At 71.3% G+C, this 20,692-nt stretch carries 17 protein-coding genes; 8 read left to right on the forward strand and 9 right to left on the reverse strand.

The genetic code is table 11. From position 1 onward, the window contains the following. Nucleotides 1–19: 19 nt before the first annotated feature. From ribD to ACEN96_RS14400, 8 genes are all read right to left on the reverse strand, one after another. A complete protein-coding gene (gene ribD / locus ACEN96_RS14365) occupies nucleotides 20–1,675 on the reverse strand; it encodes a bifunctional diaminohydroxyphosphoribosylaminopyrimidine deaminase/5-amino-6-(5-phosphoribosylamino)uracil reductase RibD (protein WP_495583769.1) in 1,656 nt (551 codons plus the stop codon). Further along, complete coding sequence (locus ACEN96_RS14370) at nucleotides 1,672–2,778, reverse strand: pilus assembly PilX family protein (RefSeq protein ID WP_495583770.1); 1,107 nt, start codon at nucleotides 2,776–2,778, stop codon at nucleotides 1,672–1,674. Before ACEN96_RS14370 ends, ribD begins: the two co-directional genes overlap by 4 nt. Further along, a complete protein-coding gene (locus tag ACEN96_RS14375) occupies nucleotides 2,775–3,431 on the reverse strand; it encodes a PilW family protein (RefSeq protein WP_495583771.1) in 657 nt (218 codons plus the stop codon). The genes ACEN96_RS14370 and ACEN96_RS14375 overlap by 4 nt, the downstream gene beginning before the upstream one ends. Nucleotides 3,432–3,442: 11 nt before the next feature. Beyond that, nucleotides 3,443–3,862 carry a type IV pilin protein gene (locus ACEN96_RS14380; RefSeq protein ID WP_495583772.1) on the reverse strand — a complete coding sequence of 140 codons (420 nt, stop codon included), beginning with the start codon at nucleotides 3,860–3,862 and terminating at the stop codon, nucleotides 3,443–3,445. Next, entirely contained in the window at nucleotides 3,859–4,476 is a 618-nt protein-coding gene (locus ACEN96_RS14385; RefSeq protein WP_495583773.1) for a GspH/FimT family pseudopilin, read from the reverse strand. The genes ACEN96_RS14380 and ACEN96_RS14385 overlap by 4 nt, the downstream gene beginning before the upstream one ends. Before the next feature lie 140 nt (nucleotides 4,477–4,616). Further along, entirely contained in the window at nucleotides 4,617–5,060 is a 444-nt protein-coding gene (nrdR, locus tag ACEN96_RS14390) for a transcriptional regulator NrdR (RefSeq protein ID WP_343641010.1), read from the reverse strand. A gap of 16 nt (nucleotides 5,061–5,076) precedes the next feature. Further along, a complete protein-coding gene (gene glyA, locus ACEN96_RS14395) occupies nucleotides 5,077–6,327 on the reverse strand; it encodes a serine hydroxymethyltransferase (RefSeq protein ID WP_495583774.1) in 1,251 nt (416 codons plus the stop codon). A 318-nt stretch (nucleotides 6,328–6,645) separates the two neighbouring features. Next, nucleotides 6,646–7,497: a lytic transglycosylase domain-containing protein gene (locus tag ACEN96_RS14400; protein WP_495583775.1), complete on the reverse strand. Its 852-nt coding sequence runs from the start codon at nucleotides 7,495–7,497 to the stop codon at nucleotides 6,646–6,648. A 310-nt stretch (nucleotides 7,498–7,807) separates the two neighbouring features. Between ACEN96_RS14400 and ACEN96_RS14405 the strand changes: the two genes are divergently transcribed. Continuing rightward, nucleotides 7,808–9,361 (forward strand): UbiD family decarboxylase domain-containing protein, encoded by a 1,554-nt coding sequence (locus tag ACEN96_RS14405; RefSeq protein ID WP_495583776.1) that lies wholly within the window; start codon nucleotides 7,808–7,810, stop codon nucleotides 9,359–9,361. A gap of 221 nt (nucleotides 9,362–9,582) precedes the next feature. Here ACEN96_RS14405 and ACEN96_RS14410 read toward each other — a convergent pair whose 3' ends face one another. Further along, on the reverse strand, nucleotides 9,583–10,350 hold the full coding sequence (locus ACEN96_RS14410) for a YdcF family protein (RefSeq protein WP_495583777.1): 768 nt from the start codon (nucleotides 10,348–10,350) through the stop codon (nucleotides 9,583–9,585). Between the two features lie 85 nt (nucleotides 10,351–10,435). On the opposite strand from ACEN96_RS14410, the gene ACEN96_RS14415 reads away from it, so the two are divergent. From ACEN96_RS14415 to ACEN96_RS14445, 7 genes are all read left to right on the forward strand, one after another. Beyond that, complete coding sequence (locus tag ACEN96_RS14415; RefSeq protein ID WP_495583778.1) at nucleotides 10,436–14,347, forward strand: DUF748 domain-containing protein; 3,912 nt, start codon at nucleotides 10,436–10,438, stop codon at nucleotides 14,345–14,347. 76 nt (nucleotides 14,348–14,423) lie between these two features. Continuing rightward, the gene (gene msrA / locus ACEN96_RS14420; RefSeq protein WP_495583779.1) at nucleotides 14,424–14,999 is read left to right on the forward strand and encodes a peptide-methionine (S)-S-oxide reductase MsrA; all 576 of its coding nucleotides are present in this window, start codon (nucleotides 14,424–14,426) and stop codon (nucleotides 14,997–14,999) included. Next, a complete protein-coding gene (locus ACEN96_RS14425; RefSeq protein ID WP_495583780.1) occupies nucleotides 14,999–15,679 on the forward strand; it encodes an ABC transporter ATP-binding protein in 681 nt (226 codons plus the stop codon). The genes msrA and ACEN96_RS14425 overlap by 1 nt, the downstream gene beginning before the upstream one ends. Beyond that, entirely contained in the window at nucleotides 15,676–16,929 is a 1,254-nt protein-coding gene (locus tag ACEN96_RS14430; RefSeq protein ID WP_495583781.1) for an ABC transporter permease, read from the forward strand. Before ACEN96_RS14425 ends, ACEN96_RS14430 begins: the two co-directional genes overlap by 4 nt. A gap of 97 nt (nucleotides 16,930–17,026) precedes the next feature. Further along, nucleotides 17,027–17,587, forward strand: a complete 561-nt coding sequence (locus ACEN96_RS14435; protein WP_495583782.1) for a DUF3299 domain-containing protein — start codon at nucleotides 17,027–17,029, stop codon at nucleotides 17,585–17,587. Between the two features lie 24 nt (nucleotides 17,588–17,611). Then, nucleotides 17,612–18,028, forward strand: a complete 417-nt coding sequence (locus tag ACEN96_RS14440) for a hypothetical protein (protein WP_495583783.1) — start codon at nucleotides 17,612–17,614, stop codon at nucleotides 18,026–18,028. A 151-nt stretch (nucleotides 18,029–18,179) separates the two neighbouring features. After that, nucleotides 18,180–20,345: a TonB-dependent receptor gene (locus ACEN96_RS14445; protein ID WP_495583784.1), complete on the forward strand. Its 2,166-nt coding sequence runs from the start codon at nucleotides 18,180–18,182 to the stop codon at nucleotides 20,343–20,345. The last annotated feature ends 347 nt before the right edge of the window (nucleotides 20,346–20,692 follow it).

Here is a 20,692-nt window from a genome sequence, read left to right on the forward strand (position 1 = left end):
ATTGTAGGCGGGGGCTGGTTCAGTCGCTCGCGGCCGGTCTGAGGCGCAGGCGGAGGTCGCCGCCGACGGCCAGGGCCTCGATCAGCTGGAAGCGCGGCGCCCCGTCCAGCGCGGTGAGCGCCCCCAGGTCCACCATGCCGCGGCCGTCGCCCAGCAGCATCGGCGCCAGATAGATCAGCAGTTCGTCGACCAGGCCGGCGCGCAGCAGCGAGCCATTGAGTTTGTAGCCCGCCTCGACATGCAACTCATTGACCTGGCGCTGCCCGAGGTCGCGGATGGCCGCGGCCAGATCGACCTTGCCCCGCGCCGGTTCGGCGACGGAGACGAGCTCGGCGCCGCGCGCCGCGAGCGCCGCGCCGCGCTCACCCGGTTCGGGGAGCGCGTGATAGATCAGCAACTGCCCCGGCGGATCCAGCAGCCGGGCGGCTGGCGGCAGCTCCAGGCGGGAGTCGACCAAGACCCGGCGCGGCTGCAGCACGGTCTCGACGTCGCGGACGTCCAGGCGCGGATCGTCCTCGCGCGCGGTGCCTATCCCGGTGAGCACCGCGCCCGCCCGGCGCCGCCAGGCGTGGCCGTCGCGGCGCGCTTCCGGCCCCGTGATCCATTGGCTGACACCGTTCGCCAGCGCGGTGCGGCCATCCAGCGAGGCGGCGATCTTCATCCGCACGAAGGGACGCCCATCGCGCATCCGGGTCAGGAAGCCGATGTTGAGTTCGCGCGCCTCGATCGCCGACGGGTGGCCGGGCGGGAGCACTTCGGTCGCAATGCCCGCGGCCCGCATGCGCGCCAATCCCTGGCCCGCGACCAGCGGATTCGGATCGCCGAGCGCGACGACCACCCGGCCGACACCGGCCGCGATCAGCGCGTCGCAGCACGGCGGCGTGCGGCCGTGGTGGGCGCAGGGCTCGAGCGTGACGTAGGCCGTCGCGCCGCGCACATCGCGGCCCCGGGCCTGCGCATCGCGCAGCGCCATGACTTCCGCATGCGCCTGCCCGGCCGGCTGCGTGTGGCCTTGGCCGATGACCTGGTCCTGGGCGTCGACCAGGATGCAGCCGACACGCGGGTTGGGGTCGGTGAGGCCAATGGCGTCCTCGGCCAGCCGGACCGCCGCGGCCATCCAGTGATCGTCGCGGGAGGCTGGCGCGGGGGGGCGGAGCGAGGAAGGCGGTCGGGCGTCTTGCATGGCGCGCAGTCTAGCGGCCGCCTCCGGGCTGAGCAGCAGCAGGGCGGAGAGCGCCGGATCGTTGGTCGGCAGCAGGCTGTCCAGCGCGAGCGACTGGGTCTGTCCGGTGCGATCGGTCCATTGCGCGCGCAGCCGCGCTGGACGGATCGTGAGCGAGGACTGGACGTCCGCGTCGGCGTGGGCGATGCCCAGCGCCTCGGCCGCCGTGGTGGTCTGCCCGGAGATTTCAAACGCGGCGGATGGACCCTCCCAGGTCAATGACGGAGGCAGGGCCTCGGGACGCCATCGCCAGCGCTCGAGTTCATTGCGGGCCAGCCGCAGGGCCTGGTCCTGCTGGCGGATCTCGTCCGCCGCCAGCCGCAGCCGGAACTGCAGCGACAGGAGGCCGACGGTGCCGAGACTCAGCAGCACGAGCGCCACCAGCGCTTCGACGATGCCAAAGCCGCGGCCTCGGGCGCGTTGGCGTGGCCGGGGAGTCGGTGGGCGGATCATCGCGTCGGCGTCCATCCGCCCGGAACTGGCAGGAAGCTGCCCATCTGGCGCTGGATCCGCGTCAGCACCGCGCCGTCGTGGATCACTTGAACGGAGCGGCCGTGGCCGATGACCCCATCGGTCACGACGGCACCGCGCAGGGAGGCCGCCAGTCCGGCGGGCGGGTGCCAGTTGACGCCGCCGCGGGCATAGAGCAGGCCCTGTGGGTGGCCGGGAGCCGACAGGTCGAGCTGACCGTCGACGATCAACACCAGCGGTTCACCGTTCAACGCCGCGTCGGGCCATCGCGACAGGCGCGCGTCGCCGTCGAACCAGATGAGCCGGCGACCCCGCGCCAGCGCCTGGGCCAATGGCTCGGCGCAATCGCCAGCGCAGCGCAGGCGTACCAGGGCCGGCTGGCTGCGATAGCGGGCCGGCGGAATGCCGAAGACGCGGACGAAGCTGCCCGGTCCTTCGACGCGGGCCGTCGCCGGCGGCGAACGCAGCGCGCTGAGCAGCGCCAGATGCTGGGCCGACTCCGCCACCGCCACGGGCCCGGCGGACAGGTCGTCGCAGTCCGCGCGCTGGTCGCTGCAGCCGCGCGCGATGAGCTTCACCTGGCCCGGCCAGCCGGCGTCGGCGAAACGCACGCTGAATTGGGGGCGCGCTCCAGCCCCTGGCGTCGCCGGGTCGCCAGCGCCCGCCATCGCACCGCCGGATTTCGTCGCGCAGCGACAGATCCAGCGCAGGGGTTCCGCGTTCGAGCAGCCCGGCAGTCCCGCGGGCGCCGCGTCGAAGGGCGCGCGATAGTGGCCGTTCATGCTGATCTCGAGGAAGCGGTTGCGGAAATCGGAGGCGGAGGGAGCGCCAGGAGATGCGCTCGAGCCCGGCGCCGAGGCCGGGCGGCAGGCATCGTCGATCGCTCCGCCATTGAGCATCGCGACCGCCCAGGCGAGTCCCGACTCGGCCGCCTCGAAGGCGAGCGCCGCGCGGAAATCATTGGCGGCCACGCGCTGCGCGGTCGTGAGCTGGCGCGTCGCCCAGGCCGCACCGAGCGCCAGCACGCCAAGAAGCACCGCGCACATCGCCAGCGTGCTGAAGCCTTGTTCCACGCGCCGCGTCATGGGCAAGCTCGCGAGAAGGCGTCATTGCGCAGGCGGCTGGTCAGCGTCACGCGGTGACTGACCCGGCGGTCATGGGCGGCCTCGACATCCAGCGACAGCTCGATCAGACGGGCGGTCAATCGCGGATCGCAGGCGTCTCCGAGCCGATGAGGCAGTGCGCCGACCCGCGCGTCGAACCGGGTGACCCGCATCACGGCGGGATCGGTCAGCGGCTGGTAGCGGCCCGCGATCCATTGGTCGATCCGGCCCTCGGCCAGGCGGAATCCCGATCCTTCCCGCCCACCGGCGCCTCCGCTCGGTGAACTGCCGTCGCGCGCATAGCTGTAGGTGAGACGCGCGCCGGCATCGTCGATCGACAGGTCCGCGTACGGATTCGCATCGGGCGTGATGGCCGGGTCGTGCCAGACGCCGTCCTGCGCCCTGTCCCAGAACGCGGCGCGGCGGAGATCGCGCTGCATGAGCTCGGCGGTCGCGCGCAGTTCCTGTTGGACCTGCAGTTCAAGCAGCAATCGATGATGCTCGCCCAACTGCACGCCGGCCATCGCGAAGGCGCCGGCCATCAGCGCCAGGCTGATGGCCAGTCCGATCATCAGCTCGACCAGCGTGAAGCCTCGAGCGGCACGAGGCGCGGGTTGGCGGCGGTGGCGCTTCATGGCGCTGCTCCTCATTGCGGCCAGCAGGCGTCGGCCTGCTCGGTGCCCCGGTCATCGAAACCGGTCGTCTGGACGGTGCCGGCCTCCACGCGCAGGGTGAGCACGCGGCAGGACTTGTCGCCGGTCTGACTGCCTTGTGCGATCGCCTCCACCACGTGGCGGACGGCATCCGCCTGCACGATCCGCAACTGGTACAGCCCGCTGCGCGTCGCGCTGGCCAGGGCCAGCTCCTCGAGGGTCCCGGCGTAGCGCGGCGAGCGGGAACGGAACCGTTCCTGCGCCAGTTGAACGGCATGCAGCGCATCGCGGGCCTCGCCGCGGCGCCCCTTGAGGACCTGGGCGCGGAAACCGGGGAGCGACAGCGCGGCCAGCACCGCGAGGATCGCCAGCACGGCGACGATCTCGACCAATGAATAGCCCCGCGTCTTCATGCGCACCTCGGCAGGCGGGTGAGCGCGCCGTCGGTCGAGCAGCTGCGCACGCGGCCGGTGATGTGCACGACGTGGCGCACGGTGCCGATGCCGGCCATCCGGACCTCCAGGGTGCCGCTGACGGACACCGTGCCCTGACGGCCGCTGAACAGCATCGAGGGAACGTTGGAGACCACCTCCGCCTGACCTCGCGCCCGCTGCCAGCGCGCCTGCTTGATCGCCTGCGCGCCGGCGTCGCAGACGGGCGGCGCGTCCAGGCGGCAGGCGCAGCCGCCCACCGGGCCCGTGTGCAGCACGTAGCAGCGGCTGCTGCCGCCGAGGCCGGACTCGTCGCCGCCGAAGCGCAGGATCACGTTGCGCGCGCCCTGGATCGCCTCGCTGCGCGCGAGTTGCAGGTCGCCGAGGACCGCCTGCGCCAGGTTGGCCAGGCGTTGCCGCCAGAGCCAGTCGCGCAGGTCGGGGCCGGCCATCGTGGCCAGCAGGGCCACGAGCGCGACGCTGATCAGCGCCTCGATCAGGCTGAATCCGCGCGGCGGCGGACGGTGCCGCGAACGATGTGGCGGACGAGGCGGGAGCGGAAGCGGGAGCGGAAGGCGCGGAACGGAAGCGGACACGGCGGGTCTCCGGAAGAGTTGCTGAGAACTCTAGGGAGACCGGCGAAATCGCGCTTCGCCTTCAGGAGGGGAAAAGCGGCCACCTGAAGGGGGCCGGCTTTTGGGGGAGAGATGTCCGCGGAGCGATCGCCCGGCGCGGATCAGATGTCCCGGATCAGCTGGCGGAACTCGTCGACGTCCTCGAACGAGCGGTACACCGAGGCGAAACGCACGTAGGCGACCTTGTCGATGCGCTTGAGTTCGCGCATCACATGCTCGCCGAGCTTGGTCGACGGGATCTCGCGGGCGCCGCTGCTCAGCAGCTTTTCCTGGATGCGCTCCAGCGCCGCGTCGATCTGTTCGATGCTGACCGGACGCTTGCGCAGCGCCAGCGTCATCGACGCGCGCAGCTTGCCCATGTCGAACTCGGCGCGAGTGCCGTCCTTCTTCACGACCATGGGCAGCGCGATCTCCGCGCGCTCATAGGTCGTGAAGCGCTTCTCGCAGGACTGGCAGCGCCGCCGCCGGCGCACCACGTCGCCCTCGTCGGACTCCCGGGTCTCCGAGACTTGCGTGTCACCGTGACCGCAGAAGGGGCAGCGCATGCGCCGTCGGCTCCGCTCAGCGGTAGACCGGGAACTGACGGGTCAGCTCGGCCACCTGCGCGCGCACCTTGGCCAGGTTGGCCTCGTCGTGCGGGTTGTCCAGCACGTCGGCGATCAGGTGCGCGGTCTTGCGGACCTGCTCCTCCTTGAAGCCGCGCGTGGTCATCGCCGGCGTGCCCAGGCGGATGCCGCTGGTCACCATCGGCTTCTGCGGGTCGTTGGGGATGCCGTTCTTGTTGCAGGTCATGTGGGCCGCGCCCAGGATGGCCTCGGCTTCCTTGCCGGTCAGGTTCTTCGGACGCAGGTCCACCAGCATCACGTGGCTCTCCGTGCCGCCGGACACGATGCGCAGACCGCGCTCGATCAGCGTCTGGGCCAGCACCTTCGCGTTCGCGACAACCTGCTGCTGGTAGGCCTTGAACTCTGGCGTCAGCGCCTCCTTGAAGGCGACCGCCTTGCCGGCGATCACGTGCATCAGCGGGCCGCCCTGGATGCCGGGGAAGATCGCCGAGTTGATCTTCTTGGCGATCGCCTCGTCGTTCGTCAGGATGATGCCGCCGCGCGGGCCGCGCAGGCTCTTGTGGGTCGTGGAGGTCACGACGTCGGCATGCGGCAGCGGGTTCGGATAGACGCCCGCGGCGATCAGGCCGGCGTAGTGCGCCATGTCGACCATGAAGTAGGCGCCGATCTCCTTGGCAATCCTGCCGAAGCGCTCGAAGTCGATGCGCAGCGAGTAGGCCGAGGCGCCCGCGATGATCAGCTTGGGCTTCTTCTCGCGCGCCAGCGCCTCCATGGCGTCGTAGTCGATCTCTTCCTTGGCGTCCAGGCCGTAGGAGATGACGTTGAACCACTTGCCGCTCATGTTCAGCGACATGCCGTGCGTCAGGTGGCCGCCTTCGGCCAGGCTCATGCCCATGATGGTGTCGCCGGGCTGCAGCAGCGCGAAGAACACACCCTGGTTGGCCTGCGAGCCGCTGTTGGGCTGCACGTTGGCGAACTCGGCGCCGAAGAGCTGCTTCAGGCGGTCGATCGCCAGCTGCTCGACGATGTCCACGTACTCGCAGCCGCCGTAGTAGCGCTTGCCGGGATAGCCCTCGGCGTACTTGTTGGTCAGCTGGCTGCCTTGCGCTTCCATGACCGCCGGAGAGGTGTAGTTCTCCGAGGCGATCAGCTCGATGTGCTCTTCCTGCCGCTTCGTTTCCTGCTGGATGGCGGCGAAGATGTCGGCGTCGACGGTGGCGAGGGTGTGTTGGGTGCGGTCAAACATGATGATGTCGGCTCAAGGGTTGGCGCCGCCCGCCCGGCCTCGCGGACGCGGGTCGACAAGGCGACCCGGCGGCGGAAACCGGAACGGCGGCGGCCCAGGCGAACGGCACGGACAACCGGAGGAATTCTCCGGCCGCTCGCGCTTCCCGGTGGTGACCCACCTCGGGCGACGCCTGCCGGGCGACAGCATGTCGTCGGTCAGGGCGCCCTGATCGCCAGTTGCGCGAAGCGTGCAGTGTAGCCGCACCGGAGAGGGGCACGGCGCGCGCCGTGACATTGTTCCGGGGACGGCCGCGGACGCGGCAGCGGCAGGCGCCGCTCAGTGCATCACGGCGGTCATCGCGACCTGCTCGCCGGTCGTCGCGGGTGCCGAGGCCGGCTCGCGGATCGGACGCGGCGCCGACGGGCTGACGTTGCGGCCCTGCACGACGGCCTTGAGCAGTTCCTGCTCGGCCAGCACGCGGCCGGCGTAGCCGGTGTCATCGGGCAGGTTGGCCGCGCCGACGTAGCGCCGCAGACCTTCCTCGAGGCTGCCGGCGCGCTGGATGCATTCCTTGAGCACCTGCACGCCGACGCGCAGGTTGGTGATCGGATCGAACGCGGCCAGGTTGCCGCCGAAGGCTTCGTACTTGTCGTCGTGGACGCGGGTCATGACCTGCATCAGGCCCTGGGCGCCGACGGCGCTTTGGGCGAACGGATTGAAGCCGGACTCGATGGCCATGATCGACAGGATCAGCGTGGGATCGACGCGGGCGCGCTGACCGACATCCCAGGCTTCCTTGACCAGACGGCTGACCGGCTCCGGCGCCACGCGGTAGCGGCGCGCCAGGTAGTTGGCCACCAGCGCCTGCTGGCGCGTGAGTTCCTTGGGATCGACCGCGGTGGCGCGGGTGATCGCCTCAGGTTCGGCCATCAGGGCGAGGACGTCGCCCGAGGCCTCGACCCGCGCCTCGTGACGGGCGTTGAGCCAGCCCAGCACCTGGCCTTCCAGCTGCTGGCGCAGGTCCGCCTGGCTGGCGAAGACCAGTCCGACGGCGATCACGGCGAAACCCACCAGGGCGAGCGTGTTGTGGCTGACGACCAGCAGGCCCTGGCCGATGTCCTTGACGAACAGCACCAGGGCGGAACGCGCCTGGCGGGGGAGGGATAGCAATTGAGAACGCGCTGTCATGCGACTCCTTTCTCCGACCACGTCCGTCCTCGCGGCGACCGGGGAGCTCCAGCGGAGTTCCGTCGTCGGGCGCGGGGCAGTGCGTGGCGATAATGGGCCGGTTCGGACGTCGTCGACGGCCCGGAGGGCTCTCAGAGGGCTCCGGGCGCTTGGCGCGACGGACGGCGATCCAGCGTCCATTGGCAGCGGACCGGCTTCGCGTCCCACAGCGAAGACCGGGATAACCCTGGGGGTCCAGGGCAGGGCGCGATTCTATGGATCAAAAATAACCCGTCAACCGCATAGGGCTTGTTCTAAACAACTATTGGTTATGAAGTACCGAGATCTGCGTGACTTTGTGGGCGCTTTGGAGGGCATGGGGGAGCTGCGGCGCGTGGCCGAGCCGGTGTCCCCGGTGCTGGAGATGACGGCGCTGAGCGACCTGGTGCTCCGGGCGGAGGGCCCGGCGCTGCTGTTCGAGCGGCCGGCCGGCCATGCGATGCCGGTGCTGGCGAACCTGTTCGGCACCCCCAGACGGGTGGCGCTGGGCATGGGCGCCGAGTCGACCACCCAATTGAGGGAGGTTGGCCAGCTGCTGGCGACCCTGAAGGAGCCGGAGCCGCCGCGCGGGCTGCGCGACGTCGGCAAGCTGGCGCAGATGGGCAAGGCGCTGTGGGACATGAAGCCGGCGCTGGTGAAGCGGCCGGTCTGCCAGGAGCAGGTGTTCGAGGGCGCCGACGTCGACCTCAAGCGCCTGCCGATCCAGACCTGCTGGCCCGGCGACGCCGGTCCGCTGCTGACCTGGGGCCTGGTGGTCACGCGGGGACCGCAGGCTATCCCCAACCCGCGGCTGCGCCAGAACCTGGGCATCTACCGCCAGCAGCTGATCGGAAAGCGGCAGCTGATCATGCGCTGGCTGGCGCATCGCGGCGGCGCCCTGGATTTCCGCGACTTCGCGATCGCGAATCCGGGACAGCCGTTCCCGATCGCGGTGGCGCTGGGGGCGGATCCGGCGACGACGCTGGGCGCGGTGACGCCGGTGCCGGACTCGCTGTCCGAGTACCAGTTCGCCGGCTTGCTGCGCGGCTCGCGAACGGAGGTGGCCGACACCCAGGTCGGGGAGTCCGGCCGGATGCTGCAGGTGCCGGCGACGTCGGAGATCGTGCTCGAGGGCCACATCCCGCCCGCCGCCCCCGGCTTCACCGGCCACAGCGAGGACGGCATCCCGCTGAAGGAGAAGGGCGGCTACCTGCACGCGCTGGAAGGGCCTTACGGCGACCACACCGGCTATTACAACGAGCAGGACTGGTTCCCCGTGTTCGAGGTGAACCGCATCACCCAGCGCGACGGCGCGATCTATCACTCCACCTACACCGGCAAGCCGCCGGACGAGCCGGCCGTGCTCGGCGTGGCGCTGAACGAGGTGTTCGTCCCCATCCTGCAGAAGCAGTTCCCGGAGATCGCCGACTTCTATCTGCCGCCCGAAGGCTGCAGCTACCGGATGGCGGTGATCTCGATCAGGAAGGCCTATCCGGGACACGCGAAGCGGCTGATGTTCGGCTTGTGGAGCTACCTGCGCCAGTTCATGTACACGAAGTTCATCGTGATCGTGGACGAGGACGTGGACATCCGCAGCTGGCAGGACGTGATCTGGGCGATCACGACCCGGATGGATCCGGCGCGGGACACGACGCTGGTCGAGTCCACCCCGATCGACTACCTGGACTTCGCGTCGCCGGTGTCGGGCCTGGGCGGGAAGATGGGGTTGGACGCGACCAACAAGTGGCCCGGCGAGACCAGGCGCGAGTGGGGCCGCGTGATCGAGATGCCGGCCGAGCAGAAGACCCGGGCGGCGGATCTCTATCAGCGTTTGTTCGGGGGCTAGGTATTCACCAGTTCCTAGGGATCATGGCTTGAAAGGGCCGGGGGGCGGATCTAAGGTTGTCAGGCCTTTCCGGCACTTTCTCTGGCGCAGTCTCTGCGCGCCAGGAGCCCTGCGGCAGATGGCCGTGGAGCCCCAAAGGCGGCTGGTCCGCCCACCCCTTCCGCGACCGGGTTGCCCGGAGCGGAAGGGGTTTCTATTTGCGGCGTCCCGGCGTCCCGGCGTCAATGGCCGGCGGCGTAGCCCAGCCATTCGTAGCCGAGGTAGCGCGCCCGCGCCGTGCCTTCCTGCGAGGGCAGCAGGTCACGCCATTCGACGCCGGGCAGCGCCAGGCCCATGGGCGCGGGAATCAGTTCGACGTCCGGCGGCAGCGCCTCGCGGAAGGCGCGCATCGCGCGGCGCATGTGGACGTCGTGGGTGACCAGGATCACGCGCCGTATCCCCTTGCCGCGCAGCAGCTCGGCGGTGTACTTCGCGTTCTCGCGGGTGTCGGTGGCGCGATCCTCCTTCCAGGCGAGCGTGAAGCCGAACTCCTGCGTCGCGGTGCGCTCGGCCAGCATGGCCTCGGTCAGGGTCTCGCCGGGCGCGTCGCGCGGCGTGCCGCCGGTGAAGACGAGCGGGATGTCCGTCTGGCGCGACAGCCAGATGCCGTAGCGCAGCCGCTCGATCGAGGCCGTCTTGAGCTGCGCGGTGCCGTACTCCGGCATCAGCCTGCGGGCGCCGCCGCCCAACACCACGATCACGCTGTGCCGCGGCGGGCTGTCGCGCAGCGCCTGGATCCGGACCGCCTGCTGCCGGCCGAGCAGCCGGTCCTGCAGCCACAGCGCGCCGAACTCGGTGCTGCCCACCCACACGGCGACCAGGCCGGCGGCGAACAGCGCGCCCGACAGCCAGCGCCGGCGGTGCCGCAGCCACCACGCGAGCAGCAGCAGCGGGAAGGCGCCGGTGGGAGGCAGCAGGAAGGCCGCCACCGCATGTATCAGGTCGTTCATCGAGGCACTGGACGGTGTCAGGTGTTGAGCCCGCCAGCATAATCGGCTTCCTTGACGACTTGTCCGGCGAACGCCGGTGGATCCCGTGTTCCTCTCCGCTCTTCCCGTCTGGCCCCGCCGCGCGCTGCGCGCGCTCGCGGGCCTGGTGCTGGCCGTCGTCGCGCTGCTGCTGGTCGCGTGGGTGGCGCTGCCGATGTGGATCGAGCGGGCCGGCGTGCGCATCGCCTCGGAGCAGCTGGGCCGGCCGGTGACGCTGGGCGGCGCGAGCTTCACGCCGTGGCGGCTCGCGCTGACGCTGGACGAGCTGAGGATCGGCGGCCCCTCGGCCTCCGCGCCGCCGCAGCTGGAGGTCAAGCGCTTGCGGGCGGCGCTGTCGCCGCGCTCGCTGTGGCATCTGGCGCCGGTGCTGTCCTCGCTGACGGTCGACGCGCCGCGGGTGCGCGTGGCGCTGCTGCCCGATGGCAAGACCGACCTGGACGACGTCGTCGCGCATCTGAACGCGGCGTCGAAGGCGCCGGCCAAGCCTGACGACGGGCCGGCCGAGGTGGCCGTCTACAACATCGAGCTGACCGATGGCGAATTCCGGCTCGACGATCGCGCGGCCGGCATGGTCCACGAGCTCAAGGCGCTGCACCTGGGCATCCCGTTCCTGTCGACGCTGGACGCGGATGAAGAGGTCCACGTGCTGCCGCGGCTGTCGGGCCAGCTCAACGGCGTGGGCTTCCAGAGCGAGGGCGAGGCGCAGCCGTTCGCCGACACGCGCAGCGCGAGCATGACCGTCAGGCTCGACGCGCTGGACCTGTCGGCGTACCGCGCCTACTGGCCCAAGGCGGTGCCGATGCGCCTGGCCAAGGGGCTGATCGACGCGCAGGTGAAGGTGGATTTCCGGCAACCGCCGAAGCAGGCGCCGGAGGTGAAGCTCAGCGGGCGCGCCGCCGTGCGCGAGCTGTCGCTGCAGCGGCGCGCGGACTCGGGCGGAGCCGGCGGCGCTGAAGGCGCCTGGGAGGACTGGCTGCGCTGGCAGGCGCTGACCGTCGATCTGGCGGACGTGCAGCCGCTGAAGCGGCAGGTGCTGCTGGGCGCGATCTCGCTGAAGCAGCCCGAGCTGTTGATGGGCCGGGATGCGCAAGGGCGCTTGTGGTTGCCGGAGATGGCGCCGCCCGCCCCCTCGGCCGCGGTGCCGGCCCAGGCGTCCAAGCCGGCGTCCGGCGCCGCGGCGCCCGCGCCTTGGCGCGTCGGCGTTCAGCAGCTGGTGCTCGAAGGCGGGCGGGTCGGCTGGACCGACGAGACGCTGCGTCCCGCCACGACATGGCGCGTCGACGGTCTGACCCTGAAGGGCACCGGGCTGGGCTGGCCGCTGGCGGCCAAGGCCGCGCCCGTCGAGATCTCCGCGAGCCTCGCGCCGGAAGGCGCCAAGGTGCCGGCCAGTCTTTCCGGCCAGGGCCAGGTCGGGGCCGCGGGCATCGCGCTCGAATGGGCGCTCAAGGACCTCGCGCTCGACGGCCTGGCGCCTTATCTGAAGGGCGCGACGCCGCTGTCGCTGCAGGGGCGCTTCGCGACGCAGGGGGCCGTGCGGGCCGGGCCGAATGGCGAGGACCTCAAGCTGTCGCTGAAGGGCCTGAGCCTGGAGGACGTGCAGCTCGCCGACGGGAAGAAGACGGTGCTGGCGTTGAAGCAGCTCAGCCTGGATCAGGGAGAGGTCGCGCTGGACAGCCACAGGCTGACCGCCGGGCGGGTGGCGCTCTCCGGGCCGAAGCTGGACCTGGGCCGCGACAAGGCGGGCAAGTGGAGCTGGGACGGCTGGATGACGGCTTCCGCCACGCCGGCCGGACCGGGCGCCGCGACGCCTTCCGGTCGCCGCGCGCCCGCGGGCCGTGGCGACCGCCTGACGCTGGACGCGCCCGAGCACGGCGAGGTGGCGGCGAAGCCCGCCGGCAACGCGCCCTGGAGCGCGCAGATCGCGGAGATCGCCGTGGAGGGCGGCGAGGCAACGCTGCTGGACCTGGCGACCCACGTGCTCGATGACGAACCCGCGCGTCCGATCGGCGTCCAGGAACTGAGCTTGAAAGTGGCCGGCATCGACTGGGATGGCAGACAGCTGCGCAAGCCGCTGCCGGCGCAGTTGAGCGCGACGCTGCGGCGCCCCGACTCGACCCGGCGCGCGGCGAGGGACGTTCCCCGGTTCCGCTGGGATGGCCAGCTCGCGCTGGCGCCGCTGAAGGCTTCGGGCCGGATCACCGCGGAGCACTTGCCGCTGCACTGGGCCGACCCTTACCTCGATCCGGCGATCGGCATCCACCTGCAGCGCGCCGAGGGCTCGATCCGTGGCGACTTCGACTTCACCGAGACGCCGAAGGGGCCGTCGGTGCGCGCGGGCGGCGAGCTGCTGATCGCCGACCTGCGGTTGCGCCAGGCGCGCCTGCAGGACGGCAAGCGGCGTTCGGCCGAGGACCTGCTGAGCTGGCAGGGCTTGAAGCTCGCCGGGCTGAAGCTCGCGCTGGCGCCGGGCGGCGCGCCCGACGTCAAGATCCAGCAGGCGGTGCTGGACGAGTTCTACGCGCGCCTGATCGTCAACGAGCAGGGCCGGCTCAACCTGCGTGACCTGAACCAGACCGCCCAGGGCCAGGCGGTGGCCGCCGCGGCGGGCACGCCGGCCGCTTCCGCGCCGGTGGCCGCGACGGTGGCGAGCGTGGCCTCGGCGCCGCAGCCGACCGCGGCGTCCGCGGCCGCCTCGTCCGCGGCGGGCGAGCCGCCGCTGCGGCTCAGCATCGCGGAGACCCGTGTCAATGGCGGCAAGGTCGACTTCAACGACCGCTTCATCAAGCCCAACTACAGCGCCAACCTGAGCGAGCTCACCGGCACGCTGGGCGCGTTCTCGGCCGGCTCGGCGGCGATGGCGCCGCTGCAGCTCAAGGGCAAGGTCGAAGGCACCGGGTTGCTCGACATCAGCGGCCAGCTCAATCCGAGCGGCGCGCCGCTGGCGCTGGACATCACCGCCAGCGCCACCGATGTCGAACTGGCGCCGCTGTCGCCCTATGCCGGCAAGTACGCCGGTTACGCGATCGAGCGCGGCAAGCTGTCCACGCGGGTTCACTATCAGATCGAGCCCGGCGGCCGGCTGCAGGCCGACAACAAGATCGTGCTGAACCAGCTGACCTTCGGCGACCGGATCGACAGCCCGTCCGCGACCAGGCTCCCGGTCAAGCTGGCGGTGGCGCTGCTCAAGGACCGCGATGGCGTCATCGACGTCAACCTGCCGGTCAGCGGCTCCCTCAACGATCCGGAATTCAGCGTCGGCGGGCTGGTGGTCAAGCTGATCATCAACCTGCTGACCAAGGCGCTGACGGCGCCGTTCTCGCTGCTTTCGGGCGGCGGTGGTGGCGAGACGAGTCACCTCGAGTTCCCTCCCGGCACCGCGGCGCTGGCGCCCGAGACGGCGAAGAAGCTGGACCCGCTGACCCAGGTGCTGGCGGACAAGCCGGCGCTGCAGCTGAGCATCACCGGCTGGGTCGATCCGGAAGCGGAGCGCCGCGCCGCGCAGGCGGCCCGGCTGGAAGAGGCGATGGTGGCCGAGCGCCGCCGCGAGCTGCGCCGGGCGTCCTTCACGTCGGCGGCGCCGGCGGCCTCGGCGGCATCCGATGCGGCGCAGGCGCCGGTGGCACTCGACGACGCGCAGCGCGCGCGGCTGCTGAAGGTGGTCTATGACAGCGCCAAGCTGCCGAATAAGCCGCGCAACTTCATCGGACTGGCCAAGGACCTGCCGGCCGAGCAGATGAGGACGCTGCTGATGGACAGCTACACCGTCACCGACGAGCAGCTGCGCGAACTGGCGCTGCAGCGGGCGGTCGCGGTCCGCGACGCGCTGATCGAGCGCGGGGTGCCGAACGCGCGGATGTTCCTGGCTTCGCCCAAGCTGCATGCGAAGGCGGACGATCGCGGCGAGGACAGGGACAAGCCCTGGCAGCCGCGCGTGGATCTGGCGCTGAGCGCACAGTGAGCGGCCGGCGGCGGGACTTGATCCGCGATGATCCGGCCCGATCTGAGCCGGCCGACAGTTTTCAAGAGGACACGCCATGAGCACCACGCCCAACCCCGTCACGCTAGCGCCCGGTGAGGACCTCATCACCCTCGGCGGCGGCTGCTTCTGGTGCACCGAGGCGGTCTTCCTGCGGGTGAAGGGCGTGCGCGCGGTCGAGTCCGGCTACACCAACGGCCAGGTCGTCCAGCCCAACTACGAGCAGGTCTGCTCCGGCAACACCGGGCATGCCGAGGTCGTGCGGGTGCGCTTCGACACCAGCGCCGTCTCGCTGGAGGACCTGCTGCAGGTGTTCTTCACCATCCACGACCCGACCACGCTGAACCGCCAGGGCGCGGACACCGGGACGCAGTACCGCTCGGGCATCTACTACACCCGGCCCGAGCAGCTCGGCGTGATCCGGCAGGTGCTCGACGAAGCCCAGCGCGCCCATGGCGGCAAGGTGGTCACCGAGGTCCAGCCCGAGCAGAACTACTGGCCCGCCGAGGCCTATCACCAGGACTACTTCGCGAACCATCCGGAGCAGGGCTACTGCGCCTTCGTCGTCGCGCCCAAGGTCGACAAGTTCGCGTTGAAGTTCAAGGCGCTGCTGAAGGACGAGGCGGCCGGCTGATGGCCGAGGGAGCGCTGGTCGGGTTCGACGGCCTGGCTTATCGCTACGGCGCAGGGGCCGAGCTGCGCTTCCCTGACTTCTCGTTGGACGCCGGCGGGCACCTGCTGATGCGTGGCGCGTCCGGCAGCGGCAAGAGCACGCTGCTCGCGCTGATGGCGGGGCTGCTGACGCCGTCGGCGGGACGGCTCGCGATGGATGGGGTGGAGGTCGGAGCGCTCGCGCCGGCCGCGCGCGATGCGTGGCGTGGCGCCAAGCTCGGATTCGTGCCGCAGCGCCTGCACCTGAGTCCCTCGCTCAGCGTGCGGGACAACCTGTCGCTGCCCTATGTCGCCGCGGGGCTCGCGCCGGACCTGGCGCGCATCCGGACGGTGCTCGGCGAACTCGGTGTCGGCGCCTTGCTCGAGCGCCGGCCGCACGCGCTCAGCCAGGGGCAGGCGCAGCGGGTCGCGCTGGCGCGGGCGCTGCTGCGGGCGCCGCGCTTCGTGCTCGCCGACGAACCCACCGCCAACCTCGACGACGAGGCCTGCGACGCGACGCTCGCGCTGCTGCGGCGCGCCGCCGATCAGCATGGCGTGTGCCTCGTCATCGCGTCGCACGACGCCCGCATCGAGCGCGCCTGGGCGGGCTGGAGCGCGCTTGGCCGGCTGGCGCTGGGTTCGCGGGCCGCGGAGGCCGCATGAGCCGCGCGCCGCTGAACCTGCCGCGCCTGGCGTGGCGCTACCTCTGGGCCCGTCCGATGCTGACGGCGCTCAACCTGCTGCTGCTGAGCCTGGGGCTGGCGGCGATCGGCTTCGTCGTGCTGGTCAGCGAGCAGCTGGAGCAGGGCCTCAAGCGCGATCTCGACGGCATCGACCTGGTGGTCGGCGCCAAGGGCAGCCCGATGCAGATCCTGCTGGCGGGCGTGTTCCACCTGGACCAGTCGACCGGCAACATTCCGCTCGCGACCGTCGCGCAGTTGCGTGCCCAGCCGCTGGTGGCGTCCGCCGTGCCCATCTCGCTGGGCGACAGCTTCCGAGGCTTCCGCATCGTCGGCACGACGGGCGGCTATCTCGAGCTCTACCGGCTCGAGATGGCGCAAGGGAAGGGCTGGCAAGCCCCGATGCAGGCGGTGCTCGGCGCGGAGGTGGCGGCGCTGACGGGCTTGAAGCCGGGCGACCGCTTCCACGGCACGCACGGCCTGGCCTCGGGCGGCGGCGAGCACGAAGAGGCCTATCAAGTCACCGGCGTGCTGGCGGCCACCGGCGGCGTGGTGGATCGGCTCGTGCTGACGGACCTGGCCTCGGTCTGGGAGGCGCATGCGGCGCACGGGCACGGACCGGCGAGCCATGAGGACCACGAGGACCACGCGCATGAGGACCCTGGCGCGGCGCCTGACGATCTGGCGCTGGAGGTCAGCATGGTGCTGGTGCGCTATCGCAGCCCGCTGGCCGCGGTGATGCTGCCGCGCTGGGTGAATGCGCAGGCCGGCCTGCAGGCCTCGGTGCCGGCCCTGGAAACGGCTCGGCTGCTGAGCCTGCTGGGTGTGGGCGTGGAAGTGCTGCGGGGCTTTGGCGGCGTGCTGTTGCTGGCGGCCTCGCTGTCGGTGCTGGTGGCGCTGCTGAACGCGGTGCGCGAGCGCCAGGGCGATCTGGCGATGCTGCGCATGCTGGGCGCGGCGCCGGCGCGCGTCGCGGCGCTGATCGGCATGGAGGCGCTGATGCTGGCGGGACTCGCCGCCTTGATCGCGCTGGCGCTGGCGCACGCGCTGACGTCCGGGCTCGGCGCCGTGCTGGCGGCGCAGCAGTCGGTGCGGATCTCGGGCGCCTGGCTCTCGCCGTGGGAGGCTCTGGTGCCGGCACTGGCGCTGGGCCTGGCGCTGATCGCCGCGGCCTGGCCGGCCTGGCGCGGCTATCGGCTGGAAGTCACCGAACTGCTGCAGACGCCGCGGTGATCGCGGCTCGCCCGCGGGTTCGTTTGAGCCATCGTCCGCGCGAGGCACAATGCTCGCTTTCACGCGGCGTTGAGGCCGCGTTCACGCTCCTCCGCCGATGACTGCACGCTCCGTCACCGCTGCTCCCCGTTCGCGCCGGTTCCTGGCTGCCGGCGTGGCTGCCTGCCTGACGGGCGCCGCCGCGCTGGCTTCGGCCAGCGACGTGATCGCGCAGGCCGCCGCGGGCGGTGCGATCCCGATGGGCTCCGGTCCGGGCTATCACGACCCGCGCAGTCCGTTCAAGCCGCTGCAGGAAGTCGACGGCGTCGTCAGCTGGAAGCTGCTGTCCTCGGTGACGGTCAAGGCGGACAAGAGCAAGGTGATCCCGAGCTTCCCGGCCGGCGTGCTCGCGCTGGACAAGCGCACGGTGAAGGTCCAGGGATTCATGATGCCGCTCGAGCCGGGGGACAAGCAGAGCCATTTCCTGCTGTCGTCGGTGCCGACAAGCTGCTCGTTCTGCGTGCCGGCGGGTCCGGAAGGGCTGGTCGAGGTGCGCAGCAGGTCGCCGGTGCGCTACACGCTGGACGTGGTGACCGTCGAGGGCCAGATGACGGTGCTCAACGACGATCCCTACGGGATGTTCTACCGCGTCATGCAGGCGGTGCCCGCGGCCCGCTGAGGCGCGCGGACTGGAATCGACCCGATGCGCGCCGCGTCCACCTCGCCGATGACCCGCCCGCCGCTCGGCTGGGTCTGGCTGTGCGTGGTGGCGCTGCTGGGCTTCCAGGCGCTGGGCCTGGTGCACCGGGCGCTGCACGGCGGCCCGATGCCCGAGCCGGTGCGGCTCGCGGTGCAGGCCGCGAAGCAGGCGGCCGAACTGGAGCGCGTCGCGGCGGCCAGCGGCGCCGACGAGGGCGCGTCGCTGTTCAAGATCGGGCATGTCGCCGGCTCCGGCGATTGCCAGCTGCTCGACCAGCTCAGCCATGCGCTGGGCCCGATCGTCCAGGCCTTCGCCTGGACCGTGGCGCTGCCGGATCATCCGCTCGGCGGCGCCCAGCCCCACGACGCCACGCTCGCGCAGCTGTGGCGCAAGTCCGCCCGCGGCCCGCCCAGAGCCTGACCCCTCCATCGATTCCGCCCGCGCTCAGACACGTCCGTTGACGTGACCGGGCCGTTCGCGCCCGTCCTCGGTGTCGCGGCGGCCTCGCGCGGGCTCTCCAAGAAATTGATGGCGCCGCGGCGCTCGGCCGCCGGCGCTCGAGAGTGTCCTCATGGCCATCCCCTTTGCTTCGATCCGTTCGTTGGCGCCGTCGCGCGCCGCTTTCCAACCCGCCCTCCAGCCCACGCTGCTGGCCCTGGCCTTAAGCGCCGCGTCGGCGGGCGCGTGGGCGCAGCAGGCGCCGGCGGTGCCAGCCGCCCAGGCCGCCGCTGAAGGCGCCGGGGCCGACCCCGCGGCCGCGGCCGATACGGCCTCCGGCGGCGGCGCCCGCGCGCACAAGCACAAGCTCGATGCGGTCGTGGTGACCGGCAACCCGCTGAGCCAGCGCGAGCTGGCCGCGCCGGTGCAGGTGCTCAGCGGCGATGCGCTGACGCTCAAGCGCGGAGCCAACCTCGGCGAGACGCTCGATGGCCTGGCCGGCGTGGGCTCGACCTACTTCGGCCCCAACAGCAATCGCCCGACGATGCGCGGCCTCGATGGCGACCGGGTGCGCATGCTGAGCAACTCCGGCGCCTCCGTCGATGCGTCCAGCCTCAGCTTCGATCACGCGCTGCCGGTCGATCCGCTGGTGCTGACGCGCGTGGAGGTGCTGCGCGGCGCCGCGGCGCTGCAGTACGGCGGCAATGCGATCGGCGGCGTCGTCAATGCGATCGACAACCGCATTCCCCGTCTCGCGCAGCCTGGCCTGAATGGCGCGGCGGAAGTGCGCCTGGGCGGCGCGGCCAAGGAGCGCGGCGGCGCCGTCGTGCTCGATGGCGGCGGCGACGCCTTCGCCTGGCACGTCGACGCGGCCGACCGTCATGCCGACGACCAGCGCGTGCCGCGCTTCCTCAGCGAGGACGGCTGGCGTTCCCGCGTCCGCAACTCCGACAGCCACGGCCGCAGCGGCGCGGTGGGCGGCTCGCTGCTGTTCGCACAAGGCTATGCCGGCGTCTCGGTCGAGGACTATCACAACGATTACGGCGTCACCGTGGAGCCCGACGTGCGCATCGAGATGCAGCGCCAGCGCCTGGCCACCGCCGGCGAATGGCGCGATCCGCTGCCGGGGCTGGCGCGTGTGACCTGGCAGTTCGCGAGCAGCCGCTACAAGCATCAGGAATTGGAGGGCAGCGGCGAGGTCGGCACCGTCTTCTCGTCCAAGGGCAAGGACGGCCGCGTCGAGGCGACGCACGCGGCGCTGCAGGGGGACTGGGGAAGGATGCAGGGCGTGCTCGGCTGGCAGTGGGAGCAGAGCGACTTCTCCGCGCTTGGCGAGGAGGCGCTGGTGCCGGGCACGAAGACCCGCAATCACGCGCTGTTCCTGATCGAGCAGTTCAAGTCCGGTCCCTGGAGCCTGCAGGCCGGCGCGCGCGCCGAGCGCGTGAACGTGTCGTCGACCGGCGGCGACGAGGAGCGCTTCGGCGACCCGGTGACACGGCGCTTCAGCCCGAAGAGCTTCTCGCTGAGCGGCGCGTACGAGCTGGGCAACGGCTTCAGCCTGTCGAGCAACCTGAGCAGCAGCCAGCGCGCGCCGACCTTCTACGAGCTGTTCGCCAACGGCGAGCACGTGGCGTCGGGGGCCTTCGAGGTCGGGGACGTGAACCTGGGGCTGGAACGCGCGAAGGCGATCGACCTTGGCCTGCATTGGAAGCAGGGCGACGCGAAGTGGAGCGTGCAGGTCTATGAGACGCGCTTCGCGAACTACATCGCGCTGGATGCGAGCGGGCGCTCGATCGATGAGGTGGGCGAGGACGGTGAGACGAAGTCGGTGCCGGAGTTCCTCTATCGCGGCGTGCGGGCGCGCCTGCATGGTGTCGAGCTGGAAGGACGCCAGCCGCTGCCGGCGGTGGCGGGCTGGGGGCTGACGCTGGGCACGACGGTGGATCTGGTGCGCGGCATCAATCGCGATACGGGCGAGGCGCTGCCGCGCCTGTCGCCGGTGCGGGGCAGCCTGTCGCTGCAGGCGGAACGGGGGCCGTGGCTGATCCAGGCCGAGTTGCGCGGCGCGATGCGCCAGGACCGCGTGCCGGCCTTCGACACGCCGACGGCTGGCTACGGCATCCTGCGGTTGAACATCGCGCGCCACTTCGACATCGGCAAGCTCGATGCGATGTGGTACGTGAAGCTGGACAACCTCGCCAACAAGCTGGCCTACAGCGCGGGCAGCGTGCAGACGATCCGGCCGCTGACGCCCCTGCCGGGACGCAGCTTGTTCGCCGGGATGCAGGTCAGGTTCTGACTCGAGCGCGGTGACCTCGCGCTAGAACTCCCTCGCCCCCCGCGAGGGGGGAGAGGGCAGGGGAGAGGGGGTGCTTCGAAGGGCAGCAGCGCTGTGGCACGAACCCCCTCTCCCCTCCCTCTCCCCGCTGGGGCGAGGGTGTAAGAAGGAGCGAGCGCTGCCGGCAAGAACTCCCTCGCCCCCCGCGCGGGGGGAGAGGGCAGGGGAGAGGGGGTGCTTCGAAGGGCAGCAGCGCTGTGGCACGAGCCCCCTCTCCCCTCCCTCTCCCCGCTGGGGCGAGGGTGTAAGAAGGAGCGAGCGCTGCCGGCAAGAACTCCCTCGCCCCCCGCGAGGGGGCGAGGGGATAA

The sequence above is a fragment of the Roseateles sp. Mitsp63 genome, from assembly GCF_059491535.1.

What these genes read in the sequence shown, in the direction of transcription:
- ribD (WP_495583769.1), bottom strand. Translation starts at nt 1,675, where the DNA reads ATGATCCGCCCACCGACTCCCCGGCCACGCCAACGCGCCCGAGGCCGC.
- ACEN96_RS14370 (WP_495583770.1), bottom strand. Translation starts at nt 2,778, where the DNA reads ATGACGCGGCGCGTGGAACAAGGCTTCAGCACGCTGGCGATGTGCGCG.
- ACEN96_RS14375 (WP_495583771.1), bottom strand. Translation starts at nt 3,431, where the DNA reads ATGAAGCGCCACCGCCGCCAACCCGCGCCTCGTGCCGCTCGAGGCTTC.
- ACEN96_RS14380 (WP_495583772.1), bottom strand. Translation starts at nt 3,862, where the DNA reads ATGAAGACGCGGGGCTATTCATTGGTCGAGATCGTCGCCGTGCTGGCG.
- nrdR (WP_343641010.1), bottom strand. Translation starts at nt 5,060, where the DNA reads ATGCGCTGCCCCTTCTGCGGTCACGGTGACACGCAAGTCTCGGAGACC.
- glyA (WP_495583774.1), bottom strand. Translation starts at nt 6,327, where the DNA reads ATGTTTGACCGCACCCAACACACCCTCGCCACCGTCGACGCCGACATC.
- ACEN96_RS14400 (WP_495583775.1), bottom strand. Translation starts at nt 7,497, where the DNA reads ATGACAGCGCGTTCTCAATTGCTATCCCTCCCCCGCCAGGCGCGTTCC.
- ACEN96_RS14405 (WP_495583776.1), top strand. Translation starts at nt 7,808, where the DNA reads ATGAAGTACCGAGATCTGCGTGACTTTGTGGGCGCTTTGGAGGGCATG.
- ACEN96_RS14410 (WP_495583777.1), bottom strand. Translation starts at nt 10,350, where the DNA reads ATGAACGACCTGATACATGCGGTGGCGGCCTTCCTGCTGCCTCCCACC.
- msrA (WP_495583779.1), top strand. Translation starts at nt 14,424, where the DNA reads ATGAGCACCACGCCCAACCCCGTCACGCTAGCGCCCGGTGAGGACCTC.
- ACEN96_RS14425 (WP_495583780.1), top strand. Translation starts at nt 14,999, where the DNA reads ATGGCCGAGGGAGCGCTGGTCGGGTTCGACGGCCTGGCTTATCGCTAC.
- ACEN96_RS14430 (WP_495583781.1), top strand. Translation starts at nt 15,676, where the DNA reads ATGAGCCGCGCGCCGCTGAACCTGCCGCGCCTGGCGTGGCGCTACCTC.
- ACEN96_RS14435 (WP_495583782.1), top strand. Translation starts at nt 17,027, where the DNA reads ATGACTGCACGCTCCGTCACCGCTGCTCCCCGTTCGCGCCGGTTCCTG.
- ACEN96_RS14440 (WP_495583783.1), top strand. Translation starts at nt 17,612, where the DNA reads ATGCGCGCCGCGTCCACCTCGCCGATGACCCGCCCGCCGCTCGGCTGG.
- ACEN96_RS14445 (WP_495583784.1), top strand. Translation starts at nt 18,180, where the DNA reads ATGGCCATCCCCTTTGCTTCGATCCGTTCGTTGGCGCCGTCGCGCGCC.